The sequence below is a fragment of the Limnohabitans sp. genome, assembly GCF_044373035.1.
Taxonomy (GTDB): domain Bacteria; phylum Pseudomonadota; class Gammaproteobacteria; order Burkholderiales; family Burkholderiaceae_C; genus Limnohabitans_A.
The window spans coordinates 1-19,094 of the sequence record NZ_JBILQU010000051.1; the positions used below are offsets into that span (position 1 = coordinate 1).

Annotated in this window: 17 protein-coding genes; 7 read left to right on the forward strand and 10 right to left on the reverse strand. The window is 63.3% G+C overall.

Annotation, left to right across the window (positions count from 1 at the left end):
- Both ACIQ47_RS09255 and ACIQ47_RS09260 read right to left on the reverse strand, forming a co-directional pair.
- Window positions 1-797, reverse strand: a 797-nt coding sequence (locus tag ACIQ47_RS09255) for a 2-keto-4-pentenoate hydratase (RefSeq protein ID WP_396437855.1), incomplete at its 3' end; no start/stop codon positions are given.
- 42 nt (window positions 798-839) lie between these two features.
- Window positions 840-1,733: an MBL fold metallo-hydrolase gene (locus tag ACIQ47_RS09260; protein WP_396437856.1), complete on the reverse strand. Its 894-nt coding sequence runs from the start codon at window positions 1,731-1,733 to the stop codon at window positions 840-842.
- 96 nt (window positions 1,734-1,829) lie between these two features.
- On the opposite strand from ACIQ47_RS09260, the gene ACIQ47_RS09265 reads away from it, so the two are divergent.
- The 3 genes from ACIQ47_RS09265 to ACIQ47_RS09275 all read left to right on the forward strand — a co-directional run bounded on the left by ACIQ47_RS09265 (window position 1,830) and on the right by ACIQ47_RS09275 (window position 3,774).
- Entirely contained in the window at window positions 1,830-2,507 is a 678-nt protein-coding gene (locus tag ACIQ47_RS09265) for a transglutaminase domain-containing protein (RefSeq protein ID WP_396437857.1), read from the forward strand.
- Window positions 2,504-2,890, forward strand: coding sequence for a hypothetical protein (locus ACIQ47_RS09270; RefSeq protein ID WP_396437858.1), 387 nt, complete (start codon window positions 2,504-2,506; stop codon window positions 2,888-2,890). The genes ACIQ47_RS09265 and ACIQ47_RS09270 overlap by 4 nt, the downstream gene beginning before the upstream one ends.
- A gap of 89 nt (window positions 2,891-2,979) precedes the next feature.
- Entirely contained in the window at window positions 2,980-3,774 is a 795-nt protein-coding gene (locus ACIQ47_RS09275) for a dienelactone hydrolase family protein (protein WP_396437859.1), read from the forward strand.
- On the opposite strand, the gene ACIQ47_RS09280 is transcribed toward ACIQ47_RS09275, so the two are convergent.
- Window positions 3,740-4,975, reverse strand: a complete 1,236-nt coding sequence (locus ACIQ47_RS09280) for a C45 family autoproteolytic acyltransferase/hydolase (RefSeq protein WP_396437860.1) — start codon at window positions 4,973-4,975, stop codon at window positions 3,740-3,742. The genes ACIQ47_RS09275 and ACIQ47_RS09280 overlap by 35 nt on opposite strands.
- 154 nt (window positions 4,976-5,129) lie before the next feature.
- Here ACIQ47_RS09280 and ACIQ47_RS09285 point away from each other — a divergent pair, with 154 nt between their 5' ends.
- The 3 genes from ACIQ47_RS09285 (at window position 5,130) to ACIQ47_RS09295 (ending at window position 8,782) form a co-directional block, all read left to right on the forward strand.
- Complete coding sequence (locus tag ACIQ47_RS09285) at window positions 5,130-6,632, forward strand: M81 family metallopeptidase (protein WP_396437861.1); 1,503 nt, start codon at window positions 5,130-5,132, stop codon at window positions 6,630-6,632.
- Between the two features lie 225 nt (window positions 6,633-6,857).
- Window positions 6,858-7,826: a 4-hydroxythreonine-4-phosphate dehydrogenase PdxA gene (locus ACIQ47_RS09290; protein ID WP_396437862.1), complete on the forward strand. Its 969-nt coding sequence runs from the start codon at window positions 6,858-6,860 to the stop codon at window positions 7,824-7,826.
- Window positions 7,823-8,782 (forward strand): Bug family tripartite tricarboxylate transporter substrate binding protein, encoded by a 960-nt coding sequence (locus ACIQ47_RS09295; protein WP_396437863.1) that lies wholly within the window; start codon window positions 7,823-7,825, stop codon window positions 8,780-8,782. Before ACIQ47_RS09290 ends, ACIQ47_RS09295 begins: the two co-directional genes overlap by 4 nt.
- Here ACIQ47_RS09295 and ACIQ47_RS09300 read toward each other — a convergent pair.
- From ACIQ47_RS09300 to tsaD, 7 genes are all read right to left on the reverse strand, one after another.
- The gene (locus ACIQ47_RS09300) at window positions 8,769-10,442 is read right to left on the reverse strand and encodes an FAD-dependent monooxygenase (RefSeq protein ID WP_396437864.1); all 1,674 of its coding nucleotides are present in this window, start codon (window positions 10,440-10,442) and stop codon (window positions 8,769-8,771) included. The two genes, ACIQ47_RS09295 and ACIQ47_RS09300, sit on opposite strands and share 14 nt — an antisense overlap.
- Window positions 10,439-11,635 (reverse strand): FAD-dependent monooxygenase, encoded by a 1,197-nt coding sequence (locus tag ACIQ47_RS09305; RefSeq protein WP_396437865.1) that lies wholly within the window; start codon window positions 11,633-11,635, stop codon window positions 10,439-10,441. Before ACIQ47_RS09305 ends, ACIQ47_RS09300 begins: the two co-directional genes overlap by 4 nt.
- On the reverse strand, window positions 11,632-12,633 hold the full coding sequence (locus ACIQ47_RS09310) for a Bug family tripartite tricarboxylate transporter substrate binding protein (RefSeq protein ID WP_396437866.1): 1,002 nt from the start codon (window positions 12,631-12,633) through the stop codon (window positions 11,632-11,634). Before ACIQ47_RS09310 ends, ACIQ47_RS09305 begins: the two co-directional genes overlap by 4 nt.
- 32 nt (window positions 12,634-12,665) lie before the next feature.
- Window positions 12,666-14,408: a thiamine pyrophosphate-requiring protein gene (locus ACIQ47_RS09315; RefSeq protein WP_396437867.1), complete on the reverse strand. Its 1,743-nt coding sequence runs from the start codon at window positions 14,406-14,408 to the stop codon at window positions 12,666-12,668.
- Between the two features lie 9 nt (window positions 14,409-14,417).
- Window positions 14,418-15,863: an aldehyde dehydrogenase family protein gene (locus ACIQ47_RS09320; RefSeq protein ID WP_396437868.1), complete on the reverse strand. Its 1,446-nt coding sequence runs from the start codon at window positions 15,861-15,863 to the stop codon at window positions 14,418-14,420.
- A gap of 184 nt (window positions 15,864-16,047) precedes the next feature.
- The gene (locus ACIQ47_RS09325) at window positions 16,048-17,325 is read right to left on the reverse strand and encodes a branched-chain amino acid ABC transporter substrate-binding protein (RefSeq protein WP_396437869.1); all 1,278 of its coding nucleotides are present in this window, start codon (window positions 17,323-17,325) and stop codon (window positions 16,048-16,050) included.
- A gap of 116 nt (window positions 17,326-17,441) precedes the next feature.
- Window positions 17,442-18,491, reverse strand: coding sequence for a tRNA (adenosine(37)-N6)-threonylcarbamoyltransferase complex transferase subunit TsaD (tsaD, locus tag ACIQ47_RS09330; protein ID WP_396437870.1), 1,050 nt, complete (start codon window positions 18,489-18,491; stop codon window positions 17,442-17,444).
- Window positions 18,492-18,579: 88 nt separating this feature from the next.
- Between tsaD and ACIQ47_RS09335 the strand changes: the two genes are divergently transcribed.
- The coding region (locus ACIQ47_RS09335; protein WP_396437871.1) for a substrate-binding domain-containing protein at window positions 18,580-19,094 on the forward strand (515 nt) is incomplete at its 3' end.

Sequence of the window (19,094 nt, forward strand, 5' to 3'; positions counted from 1 at the left end):
AGGCTGCCCAAGGGCGCAGAAAACTCGGCGCGCCAGCTTTCACCCGCTTGCAAAGGCCAGGCGTCGGTCCAGGTGCCGGTGGTGATCACGTCGCCCGCTTGCAGGTCGACCGCGCCGGGGCATTGGCGCAGTTCTTTCAAAAAGTGGTGCAAGGCATTCAGCGGGCTGTCGAGCACGTTGGTGCCAGTGCCCTGCTCCACCGCTTGGCCGTTTTTGAACAGCGTGACCTGGGCCTGCGCCAGCAAGGTGTGAAGGGCCTGCGCATCTGCGGCCAGTTGCTGGATGGGAAGGCGCTGGCCCACCAGCAGGCGGGCGTGCAAGCCGCTGTCGGCCATGGTGTCGGTGGCGGTGAACTTCCAGTCCAGGCAGTGCGACTGAACGACTTCAAAACCCGGTGCGATCCAGTCGATGGCCTCGAACAACTGCTGCAGGCTGGCGTTGGCCGCTGGCGTGGCCTTCATGCCGAAGACGATTTCGGGCTCCAGCCGGGGCTGGCAGGTGTGGGTCAGGTCGATGCTGCCTTCGGCCGCCCCCGATGCGGCGGGCTCGGCAAAGCCAAGGCCTGTGTCCCAGACCGTGCCCCACATGGGGCCAAACACCTCGTAGCGCTGCCACAGCGTGCGGTTGGTGAAGCCAATTTTGTAGCCCTTGGCCACTTCGCCACGCTGCTGGCGCAACTGGCGCACGGCCAAGGCTTGTTGGTAGGCCGCAGCCGTATCAGGGCCGCCCACCACGCCGGGGGGCTGGCCCCACAAACGGGCTTGGTCGTGGTGCTGCAAAAGTTGTTCGGGGGTCATGTGGGGTCTCCTGTTCAGTGAATGGTAAAGCGTTGAATAAAATCAAACCGCCACAAAGCGGCCATCGTCCAGCGCCTGGATTTGCCCTTGCGCCTGCAACTCAGTCAGGTGCATGCCGATGGTGTTGCGCTCAGCGCAGGGCACAAAGGGCACGTCGTAACCTTGCGGGTACAGCAGACGGCGGTCCACCAGCGCGTCCAGGCTGTGCGGGGTCTGCAAATAGCCCAGGAGTTGCGCGCTGCGCTCGTCGATCTTGCTGGCAAAGCGCGCCAAATCGGCCAAAAACTGCGCCCGGTCGGTGATCACCGCTTTGTGGTGCGAGGTGGCCCAGATGCGGGCGTCCAGCTCGGCGACTTTTTTCAGGGTGCGGCGGAAGTCGCTCAGGCTGGAGGTGGCGTCGCCGTAATACGGGCCAAAGCCGCTCAGGTCGATGTCGCCAATGAAGGCCAGGCCTTCGCTTTCCACCACTAAGGCGCAATGCCCTGCGGTGTGGCCCGGCAGGTGGTGCGCCCGCACCCGCACGCCGCCGCCCAGGTCCCAGACCGCGCCGTCGCTGTAACCGGTGGCATCGGGCCGGGGCTGGTAATGGAAATCCTTTTGCACGATGGCGTGCATGGCGTCCAGGACCTCGGCGGGGTAACCGTAGTGTTGGCACAAGCCGTCCCACGATTGCGCGGCGGCCAGATCGGCCTCGTGCACTTGCACAGGGGCGTGCGGCAGGCGGTGCAACCCCGCCATGTGGTCTTCGTGCACATGGCCCAAGATGACCAGGTCCACCGTGTCCAGCTCGGGGCCGATGCGGTTGGCCACCTCGGGGGTGTCAAAGGCCACGCGCATGTCGGCCCCCTGCACGATGAGCTGGTTGCCGTCGGGGTATTTGCCCGATTTTTCGCCCAGGTGCACCCGCACCGCTCCGAAATTCAACACCGACGCCATGAAGGTCCTTCCTGAACAGCGCCCCATCCAGAGCGCGACAAGCCACTATAGCCAGCGTGACAGCCCGGCGCTGGCACACGCGCTACAGTGCGCTGCATGACCGACCTGCCCTCCCCCGCCACGCTGGCCGCCACGGCCCTGATCGACAGCGACCACCCGGATGTGATCGCCCTGGCGCGCCAGCACGCACAAGGCGCCACCGACCGCGAACGCGCGGTGTCGCTGTATCTGGCGGTGCGCGACCAGTTCCGCTACGACCCTTACCGCATCGAGCTGTCCACCGAGGGCATGCGCGCCAGCTCGGTCATTGCCCAAGGCTCGGGTTGGTGTGTGCCCAAGGCGGCCTTGATGGCGGCGGCTTGCCGCGCCGCCGGTCTGCACGCCCGCTTGGGTTACGCCGATGTGCGCAACCACCTGAGCACCGAGCGCTTGCGCCAGACCATGCAGACCGATGTGTTCATCTGGCACGGCTATGCCGACATTTGGCTGGACGGCCAATGGGTCAAGGCCACACCCGCCTTCAACATCGAGCTGTGCGACAAGTTCCGCCTGCTGCCGCTGGAGTTTGACGGACGCCACGACTCGATCTACCACCCCTTTGACAAGGCGGGCAACCGGCACATGGAATACGTGAACCAGCGCGGCACCTTCGACGACATGCCGCTGGCGCAAATCGTGGCGGATTTCCAAACCGTGTACAGCGGCTGGATGGCCGAAAAAGCCCCTTTAAAGGAAGCCAGCTTCGAGCAAGATGTGGCAAAGGAAATGCGATGACGCAGCGCGCACTGGTTTTGCTCGACTCGATTGCGCTGGTCAACGCCAGCCATGCCGGCGCGGTGATCGTGTCGGGCTCGCACGGGGGTTTGTCGGCCTCGCATTTTGTGACAGCGCAAACCCACAAACCCTACGCCGTGGCCTTCAACGACGCCGGTGGCGGCAAGGACGACGCTGGTCGCGTGGCGCTGCATGAATTGCAGGCGGTGGGCGTGCTGGCCATTTTGTATGCCCACACCTCGGCGCGCATTGGCGAGGCGCAAGACGGGCTGGACAACGGCGTGGTCAATGGCCTGAACGCGCTGGCTCTGGCGCAGGGCCTGCAGTTGGACATGCGTGTGTCAGACGCGGTGCGGCACCTGGGTCAACACGGCATACGGTAAGCGCTGTGCACCTGCTTCAGTTCCTGCGCCGCTGCGGTCTTTGGCTGTGCTTGGGGTTGGGGCTGGGGCCATCGGCACAGGCTCAACCCGTGTCCGAGCTTGTACCCGGTGCCAACGGTCTGGCGCTGAAAACCTGGGTCTTTCATCCGGCACAAAAGACCCATGCCACCCCCCGCCCGGTGGTGATCGCTTTGCACGGGTGCGGCGGCATTTATGCCACTGTCGGCTCGCGCAAAGGCCAGCTCAGCGCACGCCATCAAGGCATGACCGATTTGTTGCTGGCACAAGGCTACAGCGTGGTCTGGCCCGACAGCCTCACACCCAGGCAAGAAACCAGTTTGTGCGAACAAAGCATGGCGTCGCGCCAAGTCAGGCAAAGCCATCGGCGCAGCGATGTTCACGCCACCTTGGCTTGGCTTGCCCAACAAGCCTGGACGGATCGCCAACGCGTGGCCTTGCTGGGCTGGTCCCACGGCGGCAGCACCGTGCTGGCCAGCTCGGACAGCCAGCATAAACTCCCTCAACCCAGTGTGACACCCGACGTGGCGCTGGCCTTTTACCCAGGCTGCGCCGACGCACTTGGGCGGGCTTATCAGCCGAGCTGGCCCGTGCACATGCTGCTGGGGGCGGCAGACGACTGGACGCCTGCCGCGCCCTGTGTGGCCTTGGGCCAGCGATCTGGCATGAGCTTCAAGCTGTACCCGGACAGCCACCACGGTTTTGACAACCCGGTGGGGCAAGTTCAGCACTTGCCCCGCGTACCCAATGGCCCACATCCGGGTCTGGGCGTTCTCGCCGGACGCCACCCTGTGACAGGCCCTCAGGCTTGGCAGGATGTGCTGGACTTGCTCAAGCAGCGATGGCCTGATCCTGCAGCCCCTTGAACTGCAGAAAAGCAGCGGCCAAAGGCACCGACTCAAACGCCACGCGGCTTGGCACGTCACAGGCCAGCCACATGGCCGGAGGCTGGGTGTGCATGACGATGCCCGCCACGCTTTCGACGCGGCTTTCCGGCGGAACGCTCGGGTCGGGGCTGCGGCAAATGGACAAAAAGCCGTCAGACTCGTCACGCAAGAAGCGCTCCAGATCAGCTTGACCGATGGGGGTTTTCAAAGCGTGTTGCCCAGCGGTGCTCAAACGGTTGTGGCTCGACAAACCCGGGCCCATGGGGGCTTGCTCAGCCAGCAGCGATTCACACACGAAATGGTTGGTGTGCACCACAACGCCTTCGGTGGGCGTGACCTCGGCCCAGCCTGCAGGCGAGACTTCAAAGCAGGCGGCCTGACCCTCGGCGTCAGCGCAAGGCACGTTCGAGGCCGCGCCAAAGCCCAGTCCCAGTTCCGTCTGCAAAGCATGCAAACGCTCGCGGGCGTGCGCCACCGAGCAGCAGTCGAGCAAATGCCGCAGCAGCACATGCACCGGTACGCCCACGCGAGTGCCGTCGCGGTGGGAGCGCAAGATGTTCAGCCCCAAGGCAAAGCCCGATTGGTTGATGCCGATCTTGGCCAGCATGCCGGCCTCGGTCAGGGTGGTGATGCTTTGGCCGCTGGGGCCTTGGGTGTGCAAAAGCACCAGGGCTTCGCGCTGGCGGCCCATCCAGTCCCAGTTTTGGGCGAGCCAAGCTTGGCCTGTGCGGCTGGCAGCCGCCGTCACACCCATGGCGGTGCACTCGCCGTCTTTCAAAGCGCCGTCCCAGGGCGCATCGGCCAGCCAGTCGGGCAAGCCTGCGGTGCGGTTGGCGACCGAGGCGGCTTGGGCAGCTTCTTTCAGGTGCGGAGCGTCCGTCAAAAACGTGGGCGGCAAAATTTCGGTGCGGCAGTTCAGCGCCATCAGGCTGCCCAGGCTTTGACCGCTGCCTTGGGCCATGCCGCGCAGCTCGGCCATCAGATCGGCATCGACCTGCGCAATCACCGGCTCAAAGCGCATGGCGCGCTCGCAGGCGCTGGCCCAGTCGATGCCGCAGGCGGCAAACAAACGGGCGTAGGTGACCACGCTGTGCTGGATGCGGTCTTGGGCTTGGCGGCCATAAATTTGACCGCGCTCGTGGGCCGAGGCGGCACCCAATGTATCGATGCAAGGGAACATGCGCAATCTCCAAAAAGAGGGTTCAGTCTTGATCCCGCGAGTCTGGCTGTCAATCCGGACAAACGCACATCCTCGCCCACACTGGCACCTCGGAGACTGTGGGCTGCAGGCCAACGGGTTCATCATGACCGTCTGTTGAACTGGAGAGCCTGCCATGCGTTTGCTGATCGCGATGATGATGCACGAGACCAACACCTTCTCGCCGGTGCCCACCGAATTACAGCGCTTTGCACTCGGTCCGGGTGAGGTGCCACCGCGAGGCGAGGCGGCCATTGCGGCCTTTCGGGGCACGGGCACGGCCACCGGGGCATTCATTGATTTGGCCGAGAAGGCGGGAGCACAGTTTGAGCTGGCCCTAGGGGCGCACGCCGCGCCCAGCGGGCTGGTGTTTGACGAGGCCTACGAGGCCATGAGCGAGGCGATTTTGCAAGCCGTGGCGCGCGGCGGTTTTGACGGCATCTTGCTGGACCTGCACGGGGCCATGGTGAGCCAGAGCCACGAAGACGGCGAAGGCGAGTTGCTGCGCCGTATCCGCGCCATCGACCCCAAAACGCCCATTGGCGTGGCTTACGACATGCACGCCAACGTCTACACCGACATGGTCGAGTTGGCGCAAATCGTAGCGGGCTACCAGACCTACCCGCATGTGGACATGTATGGCACCGGCGTGCGGGCGGGCTCGGCTTTGCTCAAGCTGCTCCAGGGTCAGGCCAAGCCGACCACGGCCTGGGGCCGCTTGCCCATGATCCCGCACATCATGCGGCAAAGCTCGCTGGACGAACCCAACCGCTCCATCCAGGCGCGTGCCCAGCAAATGGAAAAAGAAGGCGCTCTGTGCGCCAGCGTGTTCACCGGTTTTCCGCACGCCGACATCGAAAACGCGGGCATGTCGGTGGTGGTGGTGACCGACAACGACCCGGCGCTGGCCCAACGCCTGCGCGACGAGCTGATGCAAATGGCCTGGGACAGCCGAGCACAATGGGTGTACGAACTGGAACCGCTGGCCGCGTCGGTGGCCCGTGCCAAAACGCTGACCGACTATCCGGTGATGCTCCTCGACCATTACGACAATGCTGCCTCGGGCGGCACCATGGACACCACCACTGTGCTGGCCGAGGTGCTGCGCCAGGGCTTGCGCAACGTGGCGGTGTTTGCGATTTTTGACCCGCAGGCTGTGCAAGAGGCCATCGCGGCCGGCATCGGGGCACAGGTGCGTTTGCAAGTAGGCGGCAAGATGGCCATGCCGCTCATGCCGCACCGCAGCGCACCGATCGAACTGACTGGCGTGGTCAAGCTGATTTCGAACGGAAAATACCGCAACAAAGGCCCCATGAGCCAGGGTGCCCGCCAGAACATGGGCCAAGCAGTGGTGATCGACACGGGCGATGCTGAGGTGGCGCTGATCTCTCGCCACGTCGAGCCCTTTGACGTGAACGCCCTGCTGTGCCTGGGCATCGACCCAACACAAAAGAGTTTTGTGGTGCTCAAAAGCCGGGTGCACTGGCGCGCTGGCCTGGGCCACCTGGCCGGTGCCACGGTGGAATGCGCAGGCGCGGGGGCTTGCACCTCGGACTACAGCGAGCTGCAGTTCAAAAAACTACGCCGGCCAATTTACCCGCTGGATGCGGGCGTGGTCTGGTCAAAGACAGCGCAATAAGCGCCAAGCTATAGGCCCTGGTAGAGGCTTTTTGCGCCGCAAAGGCGTGATCCGTCTTGCGCGGGTGGCATGGGTGAGCGCCACATTGGCTGGAGGGGTCATGTGAAGGCATGGGCTGGAAGTACGGGGGAAAACCAGAGCTTGACCAGCTTGGATCGCCTGCCTAGCATTGTCCGTATTGACGGATGACAAGCATCCGCCAGCGCACTTAACCAAAGCCTACACATGACACTGCCCACACTGGCCCTCTTTACCGGCGACCCTGCAGGCATCGGCCCAGAACTTGTCGAAAAAATGCTGCACAACCTCTCGTGGAAAACGCACGCCCGGGTGATCTTGATCGGCCAGAAAAGGTCGATCGAGGTCCCTCCTGAAGTGGTCTGGCACGACTGGTCTGGCGCCAACGCCCCTGCTTTTGAGCGCGGTGTGGCCAACGCCCAGAACGGCCGCTACATGATCGAGGCTTTGGCCGCCGGTGTGGACCTGGTGACCTCTGGCCAAGCCGATGCTTTTTGCTTTGCCCCGCTGAACAAGTCAGCCCTGCGCCAAGGCGGCATGAACCAGGAAGACGAATTGCGCTGGTTTGCCGAACACATGCACTTCAGCGGCGTCTGCGGCGAGCTCAACGTGCTGAAAAACCTCTGGACCGCGCGGGTGACCTCGCATGTCCCCCTGAACGAAGTCTCCAGCTTGCTGAGCCCGGACAAAGTGGCCGACGCTATCCGCATGATTTCGCAGGCCCTGCAGGCCTCTGGCGTCGCCAGTCCGCGCATCGCGGTTTGTGGACTCAATCCGCACAACGGCGACAACGGCAACTACGGCGACGAGGAAGGCCGCATCATCACGCCGGGTGTGCAGCAAGCTGCCGCCATGGGCTTTGCCGCCGATGGCCCCTTTCCAGCAGACACCACCTTTGTGCGCGCCATCCGTTCGCCGGGCGGCTACGACGGTGTGGTGACCATGTACCACGACCAAGGCCAGATCGCCATGAAGCTGATGGGTTTTGAGCAAGGCGTGACGGTGCATGGCGGCCTGCCCTGCCCCATCACCACCCCGGCCCATGGCACGGCTTACGACATCTCAGGTCAGGGTGTGGCCAATCCGCAAGCCATGACCAACGCCTTTGAATTGGCCGCCCGCATGGCCGCCTCTCGCCGTTCAATCCCGTCCACCCCTAAGGAAACCTTGCCATGAAGTTGAAGAAAATCCTGATCCCGGCCCTGCTGGCCATGCCCTTGCTGGGTATGGCGCAAAGCTACCCCACCAAGCCAGTGCGCATCATGGTGGGGGCCAACGCAGGCGGCGGCACCGACATCATTGCCCGCATGCTGGCCGAAAAAATGGGCGAGGCCTTCAAGGGCTCGTTTGTGGTCGACAACAAACCCGGTGCTTCCAACACCATTGCTGCGGACCTGACCGCCAAAGCCCCGGCCGATGGCCACACCCTGCTGGTCGCCACCAACACCGGGCAAGCCATTGCCCCGCACCTGATCAAACTCAGCTTTGACCCGATCAAGGACCTGACGCCTGTGGGCTTGATCGTCACGGTGCCCAACGTGCTGGTGGTGGGGGCCAACGTGCCTGCCAACAATGTGGCCGAATTGGTGACGCTGATGAAGGCCAAACCCAACGATTTCAAATATGCGTCGTCCGGCGTGGGCAGCACCCAGCACATCGCAGGCGAGGGCTTCAACCTGGCCGCTGGCGTGAAAAGCATCCATGTACCGTACCGGGGCAGCAGCCAGGCGCACCTGGACATCATCGGCGGCAACGTGCAGATCATGTTCGACACCACCTCGTCGGCCATGGGCCAGATCAAGGCCGGCAAATTCAAGCCCCTGGCCCTGACCACCGCCACCCGCAGCAGCGAATTGCCCCAAGTGCCCACGCTGGCCGAGGCCGGTGTCAGCGGCTTCGAGATGAGCACTTGGTACGGCATGTTCGTGACCACCGGCACCCCTCCCGAAGTGACGCAGCGCCTGCAAACCGAGCTGGCCAAAATTCTGAAAATGCCTGACATCCAGACCAAACTCAAAGGCCTGGGCGGCGAACCGGGCACCATCTCGCCCGAGCAATTTGCGCAACTGAACCGTCAGGAATTCACGCGCTTTGGCGATCTGATCAAGAAGGCCAACATCAAGCTGGAGTGAGGTGACCTCGGCCACACAAAGTGGCCACCAAGGCTTGGGCTGACGCGTCATCCAGCCCATGTCCACGCCACACGGTGTGGGCGTCGGCCCGCACCATGAGCAAGGGGTGTTGGTATTCGGGCGGCAGGTTCTGCACACCCGACACGTCCAGCACCCGAAGCGGCATGCCTTGCTGCTCGGCCGCTGCTTGCAGCGCCTCCAACGCTTCGTCCTGCCCTGGCTGCAAACACAACAAGGTGTAGGCAGGGCCCAAGGCGTCGTACAGCGACTGCCCTTCACCCAGCCAAAAATGCGGCGCACGGCAACCGGGCACGGTCGAAGCGGTGAAGCTGCCCATGCTGTACTCGGGCGCTTTGTCGCCGTCATAGACCATCACGGGTGACTGGTCGTAGTAGTAACCAAAGTTCAGCCCTGCGCAGCAGTACTGCTGCACGTTCAGGTCGTACAAGTTTTGACCAAAGGCCTCGCGGGCTGCCTGCCCTTCAAGGCTGTCGTCTTCCAGATTCAGAGGAATCTCGCGCCGACGCAGGCTCATGGCGTGTGCATGGTCCATGGCAAAGCGCGAGACCTGTTCGGTGATCGGGTGGCGTTCTTTTTCGTAGGCGACCAGGGCTTCGGGCGCGGCCCAGCCTTCGATTTGCGCCGACAGGTGCCAAGCCAAATTGGCGGCATCGGCCAGGCCCGCGTTCATGCCATAACCGGCATAGGGCACCCACAAGTGCGCAGCGTCTCCGGCCAAAAACACGCGGCCTACGCGCAGCTTGTCAGTGACCAGGCGGCGGCCGAACCAGTCTTCGCGGCTCATCTGTTCGTATTGAAAATCTTCGCCGACACCCAAGATCGTGCGGATGGCCCAATCGCGGTCCACCGCGTCAAAGTCGGCTTCGTGGTCGCGCAGGTAGTTGTGGATGAGCCAGACCTCTTGGCCGTCGATGGCGTAAATATTGCCGCTGCGTCGTGGGTTGACGGTGAACATGGCCCAGGCCGCCGGGGCCTGCAGGCGCGCCAGCAAACCAGGGGCTCGGATGCAGGTGCTTTGCACCCGCTGCACCACCTCGTCGCCCACCAGTTGGGCCCCAATGGCTTTGCGCACCGCCGAGCGGCCACCATCGCAACCCACCAGATAAGCGGCCTGAATTTGCAGCGGCGGCGCATCGGGCGTGTCCAGGTTTTGAATGCGCACGCTCACCTGCCCCTCGGCTTGTTCAAAGTCCAGCACTTGGTGCCGGTACAAGGTGGTGATCAAGCCTTGCTGGGCCACATGCCTGGCCAAAATCGGCTCGATGTAACGCTGGTTGATGCGGTGCGGTGGCTCGGGCGTGGGCCAGTTGCCGTCCGGGCCGCTGTGGTCGGTCAGGCGGGTGCTGCGCCCAGGAATGTGGATGCGGGAGATTTCTTGCCCCACGGTGCTGGTGCGGTACGACACGTCGTGCGGGTAGTCGTCGGGCAAGCCAGCAGCACGCAGGTCTTGGGCCACACCCAGCGCGCGAAAAAGCTCCATGCTGCGGGCCGAGATGTGGTTGCATTTGACGTCGGGCAGCGCGCCCGCAGGCCGCCTCTCGACCAAGGTGCAGGCGATGCCCCGGCGCGCCAGGCACAGCGCCAGGGTCATGCCCACTGGCCCCGCGCCCACCACCACAACGGGTGCATTCAAAGTCATAACGGCACTTTCAAAGGGTCGTATTCAAACAGCCAGTCGTAGCGGCGACGAACTTTTTCGGGCTCCCACTCGCTGCTGACATAGTCCACCGCTTTGGCGGGGTCCGACAGCTGGGGGTTGTGAAACCGCTGGGCGTTGTCACGCGACCGGTTGACGATGTCGGCGGTGCGCTGCCAGCGCAGTTTTTCAAAGCGGGCCAAGGCGTGTTCGGTCGGTTCATCCAAGGCCAGGCAACGTGCCATGACGGCGGCATCTTCTATGGCCATGTTGCCCCCTTGCGCCAAAAATGGCAAGGTGGGGTGCGCGGCGTCACCCAAGAGGCAGATGTTGCCTTGCGCCCAACCAGTTTGCGGGACGCGGCCCAGCAGAGCCCATTTGAAAGGCTGTTCGATGGCCGACATCAACTCGCACACATCGGTATGCCAATGACCAAAGTCCTGCAACAACTCGGCGTGGGTGCCGCGTTCGGTCCAGGATTCGCTGCGCCAGCCATCGCGCTCAATGATGCCCACCACGTTCATCAACTGCCCACACCGCACCGGGTAGGTGATGACGTGCGCCCCTGGGCCGACCCAATTGGTGCCAACCTGCGCCCGCAGGTGTTCAGACACGCGCTGCACCGGCACCAGCCCGCGCCAGGCCAGCAAGCCGGTGAATTGCGCTTTGTCTTCGCCCAGCACTTGTTCGCGCAGCACCGAGTGCACACCGTCGGCCGCCAGCAAAGCACAGGCACTGTGCTGAGTGCCGTCATGCAATTCGAACGTTACGCCAGAGGCCGTGCTGCGCGCTTTGACCACCCGCGCATTCAAGCGCACGGGCTGGTCTGATCGCGCTTCGAAAGCGTCCCGCAAGACCCGGTGCAAATCACCCCGGTGCACCATCCAGTAAGGCGCGCCAAAACGCGCTGAGCAATCGTCGCCCAAGTCAAACAGCTTCCAGCGCTGTCCGGTGTTCCACATCCGGATTTCCTTGCCCCGCGCTGGACTGACAACGCTTTGCAAGGCCTCACCCAAACCCAGCGCCAGCAAGACGCGTGAGCCGTTGGGTGAAATTTGCAAACCCGCACCCAGCTCGCCCAGTTGCGCGGCTTGCTCGAACACATCGACTTTGAAGCCTTGCTGCAGCAAGGCCAGGGCGGTGGTCAAACCTGCAATGCCCGCCCCGGCAATGGCGATGCGCCCGCTGCGAATCATTTGGCCTGGATGTTGTTGTCTTTGGCCACCTGGCTCCACAGCTGAATTTCACTGGCCATGGTTTTGCCCATGTCGGCAGAACTGGTGCCCAAGGGGCGGATGTCCAGTTTGGCCATGCGCTCGGCCACGTCCGGCAGGGCCATGATGCGAGCCACTTCTTCTTGCAGTCGTTTGAGGATCGGCTCGGGTGTGCCAGTGGGGGCCAACAAACCGCTCCAGAGGTTGACAGCCAGGTCGATGCCCTGCTCTTTCAGGGTGGGCACCTGGGCGTAGCTGGCCAGGCGTTGCTCCGAAGTCACGGCCAAGGCGCGCAGCTTGCCGGACTTCACCAGGGCCGCAATCGGACCAGAGTCGATCAAGGTCATTTGCACTTCTTGTGTCAACACCGCGTTGATGGAAGGCGCACTGCCCTGGTAGGGCACGTTCAGCGCTTTCAAGCCGGACCTGGCTTTGACCAACTCCATGATCAGCTGGAAAGACGCTGCCGGGTAAGAGTAGTTGCTTTTGTCCGGGCTGGCCTTGGACAGGGCGACCAGGTCCTTGAAGGTCTTGGCAGAAGAAGACTCGTTGACGGCCAGGATCAATGGGAATGAACCGACGATGGAAATAGGGGCCAGATCGGTCAAGGGGTTGTAGGGCAGCTTGGCCACCAAAACCGGATTGAACACCATGGGGCCGCTGGCCGCCATGAGCAAGGTGTAACCATCTGGGGCCGCTTTGGCCACAAAGTCCGAGCCCACCATGGCTCCTGCTCCGGGTTTGTTCTCCACCAAAACAGGTTGGCCCAAAACGGGAGTGAGTTTTTCAGCCAACACGCGGGCCAGAATGTCGTTGGCCCCGCCCGGCGCGTAGGGCACCACGATGCGCACGGCCTTGTTGGGCCAGGCCGCTTGCGCCCAAGACAGGGCCGGGGCCAAAGTGGCCAAAGATGCGGCCAAAGACAAAGCGGCGGTGGCCACCAGCTTGCGGCGTGCGGGGGATGTGAAGCGGGTTGTCATGGTCAGTCTCCTTTTTTTAGCGGGGGTGAAAATCAAATCTTGGCCACTGAAGCCACCAACACAGCGGCGCGGCCTTCATCCACCGCCTGCAAACAGCGTGCGATGGCCGCAGGCAAATCTTCTGCGCGGGTGGCCCGCTCGCCGTGCGCACCAAAGGCCTGGGCCACTTGCTCAAATTGGCGCTTTTCGCCTTTCAAACGGGCCTGAAATTCGCCCGCCTGGGCAGCGGGGCCGTCGGGGTGCACTCGCAGCACCGCTTCCTTGACGGCTTGCCAGCCGCCGTTGTCCAGCACCACCGTGAAGATGGGCAGGCCTTGCGCTTGCGCCACGGCATAAACGGAAGTGGGGGTCGAAAAATGGAAACCGCCGTCGCCTTCGATGTGCACCACCCGATCGTGCGGCCGGGCCAGCTTGACACCCAGCGCCATGCCGGCGCTGTAGCCCAGGCCACCCCCTGCTCCCCCTAAGAAGCTCATGGGACGGGTGCGCGGAATTTGCTGCAAGACGGCGGGTGAATTGCGGATGGCTTCGTTGATGACCACATCGTCGGGGCGCAATTGCAAGCCAATTTGGGCGCAGACCCAAGCCGGGTTGAGGGCGTCTTCTGTTCCCGAGTTTTGCGCGGCAGCGGCTACACGCGCCAGCCGCTGCTCGCGCTGCATGGGCCAGCTGGCCATGCGATGGACCACCTTCTGGTGAAAGGCATCGTCGGCCAGCGACAGCACCGCTTGGTGCAAATCACGCAAGGCCAGCGCGCAGTCGGCAGGCCAGCGCACGTCGGTGGCAAAACCCCATGCCGGAAAATCCTTCTTGATCGGGTCCACGTCGATGTGCACCCAGCGGGTGTCATCGCGGGGGCGGGTTTGGTGGGGCAGCCAGGGCACGTCAATGTCGAGCAACAAGCCCCAATCGGTGTCGGGCAAAAGCGGTGTGGGGTCAAAGCCAAAAAAGCAAGGCGATTCGCGCGAGATGCACAGCCAAGTGGGGCTGAACTCCACCACCCGAATGCCACACAACTCGGCCAAAGCCTCCAGCGCCTGCACCGCCTCGGGATTGCGGCCCAAATAGGAAGTGATCACCAGCGGGTTCTCGGCCACCATCAACTCGCGGGCGATCTGCAAAGTGGCTTCGGCAGGCAAGGCCCCCATGCGCACCTCGCCATAGCGAGCGGCAGGGTAAGACTTGACCTGCTCGGGTGGCCAAGTTTCAGCCAGGGTCTCGCGCGGCAGTGTCATGTACACCGGACCTGCAGGCTCGGTGTGCATGACGCTGTGGGCGCGGCGCACCACCTCTTTGGCCACCACGCCCGAGGGCAGGTTGTATTCCCACTTGACGTAAGGGCGCACCAGCGAGCCGATGTCAAACGGGTCTTGCACGTAGTGCACATAGTTGTCACGGGCACCAGGCACTTCGCCGTGCAAGGCATACGGGGCTTTGCCCGCCATAAGTAACACAGGCAAACGGGCGCGCATCAGGTTGTGCATGCCCATGGCCGCGTTGGCGGTACCGGCGTCCACATGCACCATGACGCCCTGCCCTTGCCCAGTGACCGCAGCGTAACCACCCGCCATGTGGATGGCCACGTTTTCATGGGGGCACAGCACCACTTCGGGCATGGCTTGGCCCTCGGCTTGCAGGCGCGCCATCTCGTCGATCAGGGTCACATGGTCGGTGCCCAGATTGGAAAACAGGTAGCGGATGCCGGTCTCTTGCAGACCCTCCAAAAAGTAACGTGCCGTGGTGTGTGTCTTCTTGGGCTGGGTCGAGTCGGTCATCGGCGAGGGTCAATCGTTGCAGGGCATGAACACATGCTTGGTTTCCATGAAGTCGTTCAGGCCTTCCACGCCATGCAAACGGCCAAATCCGCTTTGCCGGTAGCCACCGGTTTCGATTTCGGCAAACAAGCGGTTGTGCGCATTCACCCACACATTGCCAAACTTGACGCGCCGGGTGATTTGACGGGCTGCCCGGTGGTCGGCGGTCCACACCGATGCGGCCAGGCCGTAACGCGTCGCGTTGGCACGCTGTACCGCGTCTTCGTCCGAGGTGAAGGTTTCCAGCGTGATCATCGGACCAAAAATTTCGTCCTGCACAAAATGGCTGTTCAGGTCTTGCGTGGCCACGAGCGACGGCGTGATGAATGCGCCGCCGCGAGGCGTGTCAGCGGGCACCTGACCCGCCAGCAAAACGCGGCAGTCTGTCGCAGCCGCGCGCACTTCTTCCAGCAAACGTGCCTGGTTGCGCGGATCAATCAAGGGGCCCATGCCAGAGCTCGGCTGATCACCCGGCCCCACTTTAACCAGGGACAAAGCCTGTGCCAATTGCACAGAAAAGTCAGCGGCCACCGATTCGTGCACCAGCACCCGGCTGATGGCGGTGCACATTTGCCCCGCCATGACACAAGCGCCGCCCACGATGCCGCGCACAGCAGCGGTCATGTCCGCATCGGCGCGCACGATGGCGGGTGCCTTGCCGCCCAACTCCAGCGACAGTCGGGTCAGGTTTTTGGCTGTCGACAAGGCAATTTGTTGGCCCACATGGGTCGAGCCGGTGAAGCTGATGACATCCACCTCGGGGTGTGCGCACAGGTGCTGCGTGGCCACGATGTCTTGCTCAATGAAGGAGTTGATGACGCCTGCCGGAATGCGCTCATCGGCCACCAGACAGGCCATGACCTGGGTGTGCACCAGCGCAGTCTGGTGCGCCGCCTTGATGACCACGGTGCAACCCGCAGCCAGCGCCGGGGCCAAAGAGCGCACCAGCAAAGTCACAGGCGCGTTCCAAGGCACGATGATGGCGGCCACACCGATGGCTTCTCGCTCGATGTGGGAGTAAACATCGGGCTCCATCTCGATGACGCGGCCAAACAGGTTGCGCGCCAGCCCGGCGTAATACCGCAGCTCTGAAATGCCAGCCATGACTTCGCCTTCGGCCTCGCGCTGCAATTTGCCGTTGAGCTGCACCAGCGTTTGCACCACTTGCGCCTTGTTCTGCTCCAGGCGATCGGCAAACAAGCGCAACACGTCAGCGCGCAGCTTGGGCTGCTGCGCCCAGGTGGTGGTCTCAAATGCAGTGCGGGCGCAAGCGATGGCGTGGCCAACCTCTTGCACGCTCGCCGCCACGAATTGGGCGGCTTTTTCGCCTGTGGCGGGGTTCATGGAATCCCCGATGGCGTGAACGCCGCTGGGCTTGAGCCATTGGCCGTCAATGTAGTTGTGCGCGATGTGCATGTCAGGGGGTGCTTGGATGGGCTGGGGGGTATTGGATAGAACAATGCAGACCCAAGGCTGTAACGCCAACGCCAAATGCTTAGCAAGTTAAGTAAATCAGGCTTTGATACTAGCCGCTGTGACACTTTCGGCCATTGGGTCAAACCCTGCGTCAGGGTCATCGAAAAAAGGCCAGAAAAATCGCTCAGGACCCAGGCCGCACCATCTGGCACGTGCTGGGCAGGCGGGCCTGCTCGGCCTTGATTTGGCGCACGACTTTGAAACCGTAACCCGAGCCTTCCACGTCAAAAGGTACACCCGGTGTGCCCTGGCGAGCCATCACGCCGACGACCAGCGGCTGCTGAAACTGGTGGTCTTGCGCCCGCATGCTGCCGCTTTGCCCTGCGATGCCAACGCGAGCTTTTTCCAGCTGCAAGGCCACCGCCACCGGGTCGGTGTCTCCGGCTTTTTCCACCGCCTGTGCCAGCGCCTCGATCATGAGCTGCATGCGCACATGGACATAGTCTTCGGAGGGCTTGGGAAAGCGCTGGCGGAACGACTTGTAAAACTGCGCACTGGCCTCGCCCGGCACATTGGGCAACCAGTCAGCCACCGCAATCACACGCCCTAAACCAGCCTCCCCGATGGCGGCAGGCGCGCCCAGGGCGTTGCCATAAAAGGTGTAGAACTTGCCTTCGTAACCGGCCTCGCGCGCGGCCTTGACCAAGAGTGTCAGGTCATTGCCCCAGTTGCCCGTGATCACGGCCTGCGCGCCGCTGGCCTTGATCTTGGCCGCGTAGGGCAAAAAGTCTTTCACCCGACCCATGGGGTGCAGCTCGTCCCCCACGATCTGAACATCCGGGCGCTGCATGCCCAACTGCCGCCGGGCCTCGCGCAGCACCGCCTGGCCAAAGCTGTAGTCCTGACCGATCAAATAGGCCGACTTGATGCTTTGGTCCTCGCGCAAGACCTGCATGAGCGCCGCCATGCGCATGTCGGCATGGGCATCGAAACGGAAATGCCAGAAACTGCATTTCTCGTTGGTCAAGGCCGGGTCCACCGCCGAATAATTGAGGAACAGCACGCGCCGGGTGGGTTCGCGCTCGTTGTGCTTGTTGATGGCATCGATCAGGGCCGCCGCATTGGCCGATGAGTTGCCTTGCAACACGACCTGCGCGCCGTCGTCGATGGCCGATTTGAGGGCCGACAAAGCCTCTTCGCTTTGGCCTTTGCTGTCGTACCGCTCGAGCACCATGGGCCGCATGCCTTGGGCGGTTTTGACGCCGCCACGCGCATTGACCCGCTCGACCGCCCAGGCGATGTTGCGCACGACCGCCTCACCTGTGTTGGCAAAGGGGCCGCTCAGGCCTTCGATCAGCGCCAGCCGAATGGGCGCAGGAGACTGGGCTTGGACAGGCACCCAACACAGGGCTAAAGCGAAAATCACCCAAGTGCGTCGCGAGAAAAGAGGCAGAAAAAACATAAACAGAGTGACGCCAGGCCGTGACCCTTCGCGCGCAAGCAAAGGGGCGGAGTTTAACCAGCCAAGGCACGCATCATCGGGTTAACCCGCATTCAAGCGGGGCTTACGCAGGGAACTCAAACGGGGGTGAGTTCCTGCAAGGGCCAGCGGGGCTTGACGTCAAAGCTGTAGCGCGCTTCGGCAGTTTGCACCCCGGCTTGCAAACGCATGGCCGCGGCCATGGCGATCATGGCGCCGTTGTCGGTGCACAAATGCAGCTCCGGGTAGTGCACCCGCACCCCAGCTTTGGCGCAGGCGGCGTTCAGTTGGGCACGCAGCTCGCGATTAGCCCCCACGCCCCCGGCCACCACCAGGCGCTTCATGCCGCTGGTCTTGAGTGCGGTCATCGATTTTTTGACCAGCACTTCCACAATCGCGGCTTGGGTGGATGCGGCCAGGTCGGCCCGTTCGGGCGCGCCTTCGGTGTGGGCGGCAGGGCCGATTTTCTGGCTTTGGGTGAGCACCGCCGTCTTGAGGCCTGCAAAGGAAAAGTCCAGATCGCCGCTGTGCAGCAACGGGCGCGGCAGCTTGTAAGCGGCTGGGTTGCCCTGCTCGGCCAGACGCGACAGGCCCGGGCCTCCGGGGTAAGGCAAGCCCATGAGCTTGGCCGATTTGTCAAAGGCTTCGCCTGCGGCGTCGTCAATCGTCTCGCCCAGCAGCTTGTAACGGCCCACGCTGTCCACCTGCATCAGTTGGGTGTGCCCGCCCGACACCAACAAGGCGATGAAGGGAAATTCGGGCGGATCGGCACTTAAAAACGGCGAGAGCAAATGCCCTTCCAGGTGGTGCACGCCCAGCACCGGCTTGCCCAAGGCCGCGGCCAAAGCACAAGCCACGCCCGAGCCCACCAGCAAAGCCCCGGCCAGCCCCGGCCCCCGGGTGTAGGCCAGCACGTCGATATCACCCAAAGTGGCGCCCGCCTCGACCAGCACTTGGCGCGTGAGCGGCAACACCCGGCGGATGTGGTCGCGGCTGGCCAACTCGGGCACCACACCGCCGTAGGCCTGGTGCATCTCGATCTGGCTGAACAGCGCGTGTGACATCAGGCGCGGCATGGCACTGCCCGTGGTCTCCACCAAGGCCACGCCCGTTTCGTCGCAAGAAGATTCGATTCCCAAAATTCTCATGACCGTGAGTTTAAGCGGCGCACGGGCGCGGGCCTCGCCCTTGGCCATAATCCAAAGGTCAACGAAGCATCCTTTCAAAGCGCCCAACATGACCACACTGCGACTCATTTCCTCCATGGCCACCAAGCCCCTGCTGGCCGATCTGGTGGCGCTTTACCAAGCGCAAGCGCCTGGCGTTCAGGTGTTGGTCGAGTCGGTCGGCGGCGTCGATGCCGCCAAGCGTGTACAGGCAGGTGAAGCCTTTGACGGCGTGGTGCTGGCCAGCGACGCCATCGACAAACTTGTGTCCAGCGGCCATGTGCTGGCGGGCAGCCGAGTCGATCTGGTGCGCTCGGGTGTGGCGGTGGCCGTGCCTGCGGGCCAGCCCGTGCCCGACATCTCGACCGAAGCCGCGCTCAAAGCCGCTGTACTGGCCGCGCCCACGCTGGGCTATTCCACGGGCCCGAGCGGCGTGCAATTGGCCAAACAGTTTGAGGCCTGGGGCATCGCCGAACAAATCAAGGACCGCCTCGTGCAGGCCAAACCCGGCGTGCCGGTGGGCTCGCTGGTGGCGTTGGGCGAAGTGGCGCTGGGCTTTCAACAGCTGAGCGAAATGCTGGGCGT

Coding starts and splice junctions, on each gene's coding strand:
- ACIQ47_RS09300 (WP_396437864.1), bottom strand. CDS start 10,442: ATGACTTTGAATGCACCCGTTGTGGTGGTGGGCGCGGGGCCAGTGGGC.
- ACIQ47_RS09290 (WP_396437862.1), top strand. CDS start 6,858: ATGACACTGCCCACACTGGCCCTCTTTACCGGCGACCCTGCAGGCATC.
- ACIQ47_RS09265 (WP_396437857.1), top strand. CDS start 1,830: ATGACCGACCTGCCCTCCCCCGCCACGCTGGCCGCCACGGCCCTGATC.
- ACIQ47_RS09285 (WP_396437861.1), top strand. CDS start 5,130: ATGCGTTTGCTGATCGCGATGATGATGCACGAGACCAACACCTTCTCG.
- ACIQ47_RS09305 (WP_396437865.1), bottom strand. CDS start 11,635: ATGATTCGCAGCGGGCGCATCGCCATTGCCGGGGCGGGCATTGCAGGT.
- tsaD (WP_396437870.1), bottom strand. CDS start 18,491: ATGAGAATTTTGGGAATCGAATCTTCTTGCGACGAAACGGGCGTGGCC.
- ACIQ47_RS09270 (WP_396437858.1), top strand. CDS start 2,504: ATGACGCAGCGCGCACTGGTTTTGCTCGACTCGATTGCGCTGGTCAAC.
- ACIQ47_RS09280 (WP_396437860.1), bottom strand. CDS start 4,975: ATGTTCCCTTGCATCGATACATTGGGTGCCGCCTCGGCCCACGAGCGC.
- ACIQ47_RS09315 (WP_396437867.1), bottom strand. CDS start 14,408: ATGACCGACTCGACCCAGCCCAAGAAGACACACACCACGGCACGTTAC.
- ACIQ47_RS09320 (WP_396437868.1), bottom strand. CDS start 15,863: ATGCACATCGCGCACAACTACATTGACGGCCAATGGCTCAAGCCCAGC.
- ACIQ47_RS09310 (WP_396437866.1), bottom strand. CDS start 12,633: ATGACAACCCGCTTCACATCCCCCGCACGCCGCAAGCTGGTGGCCACC.
- ACIQ47_RS09325 (WP_396437869.1), bottom strand. CDS start 17,325: ATGTTTTTTCTGCCTCTTTTCTCGCGACGCACTTGGGTGATTTTCGCT.
- ACIQ47_RS09260 (WP_396437856.1), bottom strand. CDS start 1,733: ATGGCGTCGGTGTTGAATTTCGGAGCGGTGCGGGTGCACCTGGGCGAA.
- ACIQ47_RS09295 (WP_396437863.1), top strand. CDS start 7,823: ATGAAGTTGAAGAAAATCCTGATCCCGGCCCTGCTGGCCATGCCCTTG.